This window comes from Pseudomonas sp. SDO55104_S430 (genome assembly GCF_054070595.1).
In genome coordinates this window covers 1-2,767 of sequence record NZ_JBSVXG010000403.1, presented here as the reverse complement: position 1 = coordinate 2,767, position 2,767 = coordinate 1, and the positions used below count along the sequence as shown (strand labels likewise).

The 2,767-nt window shown below is 61.9% G+C and carries 2 protein-coding genes; one reads left to right on the top strand and one right to left on the bottom strand.

Annotation, left to right across the window (positions count from 1 at the left end; genetic code table 11):
- Window positions 1–85 precede the first annotated feature (85 nt).
- Window positions 86–1,789, bottom strand: a complete 1,704-nt coding sequence (locus tag ACW9JE_RS30115) for an ABC transporter ATP-binding protein/permease (protein WP_457434835.1) — start codon at window positions 1,787–1,789, stop codon at window positions 86–88.
- A 223-nt stretch (window positions 1,790–2,012) separates the two neighbouring features.
- Between ACW9JE_RS30115 and fhuF the strand changes: the two genes are divergently transcribed.
- The gene (gene fhuF / locus ACW9JE_RS30110; RefSeq protein ID WP_457434834.1) at window positions 2,013–2,672 is read left to right on the top strand and encodes a siderophore-iron reductase FhuF; all 660 of its coding nucleotides are present in this window, start codon (window positions 2,013–2,015) and stop codon (window positions 2,670–2,672) included.
- The last annotated feature ends 95 nt before the right edge of the window (window positions 2,673–2,767 follow it).

The window sequence follows — 2,767 nt, the reverse complement described above, 5'->3', positions numbered from 1 at the left end:
CCCATCTTTTTGGGGCCGCTTCGCAGCCCAGCGGGGGCAAGCCCCCTCGCCACAAGGTATGTGTTCCGCTTAATCAACTGTTTGTTCAGACCGGCTGCTCAACCCTGCGATGCAACCACCGCGCCTCGCTCTGCAGCTCCAGCACATACCAGTGAAACCGCTCCAGCGACGCGTTATGTCCGACGCTGATCAGAATCGTCTCCGGCAACGTCTGCTTGAGCAATTGATAACACCGCGCCTCGTTCGCCGCATCCAGCGCCGAGCTGCTCTCGTCGAGAAACAGCACCGCAGGCCGCGCAAGCAGGGCGCGGACGAAGGCGCAGCGTTGCTGTTCGCCGACGCTCAGGGTCTGCGACCAGTCGTGTTCCTGATCCAGCTGTTCGCTCAGGTGCTGCAGGCCGATTTGCTGCATGGTCTGGCGCAGGGTGGCGTCGGCTTCGTGATCCGGCGGGTTGGGGTACCACAGGGCTTCGCGCAGGCTGCCCAGGGGCAGGTAGGGTTTTTGCGAGAGGGTCAGGGCGCGACTGCGGTCATAGCTGACGGAACCGCTGGCATGGGGCCAGAGCCCTGTGAGGGTGCGGATGAAGGTCGATTTTCCATAGCCCGACGGTGCGCTGATCAGCAGGCTGTCACCGGGCTTGAGGGAAAGGTTGAAGCCATCGAACAGACGCCGGCCGTTGGGCAGCCAGATGTCCAGATCCTTGATCTCCAGGCCTTCGACCTGATGGCCGGCGACTACATTGGACTGCACCTCGACCTTGTCCAGGCGCTCCTGGAAACCGATCAAGCGGTCGATCACCGATTTCCACGCCGACAGCTCCGGGAACACCTCCACCAGATAGGCGATAGCCGAGTGCACCTCGCCGAAGGCGGCGCTGATCTGCGTCAGGCGTCCCAAGGGGAAGGCGCCAGCGAAGAACTGCGGCGCCATGATGAACATCGGGATGACCGTGGCGCTGCGCAGGTAGAAGGTCGAGTAGCCCATGATCAGCTTCTGCTTTTTCACCAGCGCCCAGAAGTTCACCAGCGCCGCTTCCAGGCGTTGATTGAACCGCTGGTTCTCAACCGCTTCGCCCTTGTAAAGGGCCACCGAATCGGCGTTCTCCCGCAGGCGCATCAGCGAGAAACGAAAGTCCGCTTCGCGCCGCTGTTGCAGGAAGTTCAGTCGCGGCAAGGCTCGACCCAGCCAGAACGCCAGCCCGGTGCCGGCCAGCGCATAGACAATCGCGATCCAGACAAGAAGCCCCGGGATGACCACCGAATCACCGGCGAACGGCACGCTGACCAGGGCCGAGGCCTGCCAGATGATGTGCAGAAAGGAGAACAGCGAGACCACCGAGGTCAAAAGGCCCAGGGTCAGCTTCAGCGATTTGACGATGAACAGATCGATGTCTTCGGCGATCCGCTGGTCGGGGTTGTCGACTTCGGTTTCGGTCAGTTTGAGCTTCTGGTAACGCTGGCTGCCCAGCCATTGCTCGAGCAGGTTGTGGGTGGCCCAGCGACGCCAGCGCAACGTCAGCTTCTGCTGGAAGTGAAACGCGGCGACGGTAAAGGTGGCAGTGCCGATCTGCAGCAGGATGAACTGCACGCTGCCGACGATGAAACCGTGGTAATCCAGGGCCTGCAAGGCGTTGTAGAAGTGCAGGTTCCAGAAGTTGGTCAGGATGTTGACCCCCACCAGGCACAGGGTCATCACTACCGTGGCCACCAGCAACAGCCAGGCCCGGTACTTTTCTTCCGAGGCCCAGAAAGGCCGTGCGAGACGCCAGAAATTGCGGAGTGTTTGCATGAGGTCTTGACGGGCCCGGTCGCTAGCGACGTTGAGTTTGCGAGAGAGGGACGATACGATCGGCCAATGCTAATGGTTTGCAATAATTAGGGAAAGTCACGGGAGACCCGTCATCGAATTTCCAGAATGGCTCAGTCAGGCCTGGCCGCCAATAAAGCGCGTCATCCAGCGTGAACCCGGTGATCATCCTTGCGTTCCCCTCAATCGGCTTGCCGATCCTGCGGTGCTGCAACCGCTGCTGACGCGCTTTGCCCTGCTGTATCCGGGGGTGAACAGGGCGGCGGTGGTTTCGCAGTGGTCGATGAACTACATGAGTATCGTCCTGCCGGCGACTTTTGCCTGCGTGCTGACACGCGGTGGCGCGATCGACTTCTGGAACGGGGAGTTCGTGTTGGTTCACGACGACGGGCAGCCCAAGGCACTGGGGCTGGCCGAGCCGCTGCCGGTTCTCGCAGCTGAGGACCGCGCCGCCTATTGGTCGCGGTTGATCCATGAGCACCTGACGCCGCTGTTCGCCACCTTGGCGGCTGCGGGTGGCCTGGCACCGAAAATCCTCTGGGGCAACATGGTCGCGATCTGGGATGGCGCGTTCGCGCGGATGGACCCTGATCTGTCCCGGGACGGCTTCGCCGACGCCCATGCCTGTCTGGAGCCGGTCACGGTCAATGACGGGCGCCTCAAGCTGCGCGGTCTGCAGTGGATGGTCGAATCTCCTGCGCCGGAAGTGTGCCCGCAACTGCCGCTGCGCCGGCATTGCTGCCTGCATTACCAGCTGCACGCGCCGGTCGAAGGCGAGCCCGCGGTCCTCTGCGAATCCTGCCCCAAACTGCACCGTTTGCCGCTGGCGGAGCAGGTCAGTTATCTGCATTACATCTACGAGTAAACCCATTACATGAGCCTGACACCGAATCTGTAGGAGCGAGGCTTGCCCGCGAAAGCGGTGTGTCAGCCACCATTGCAGTCGGCTGAACTGACGCC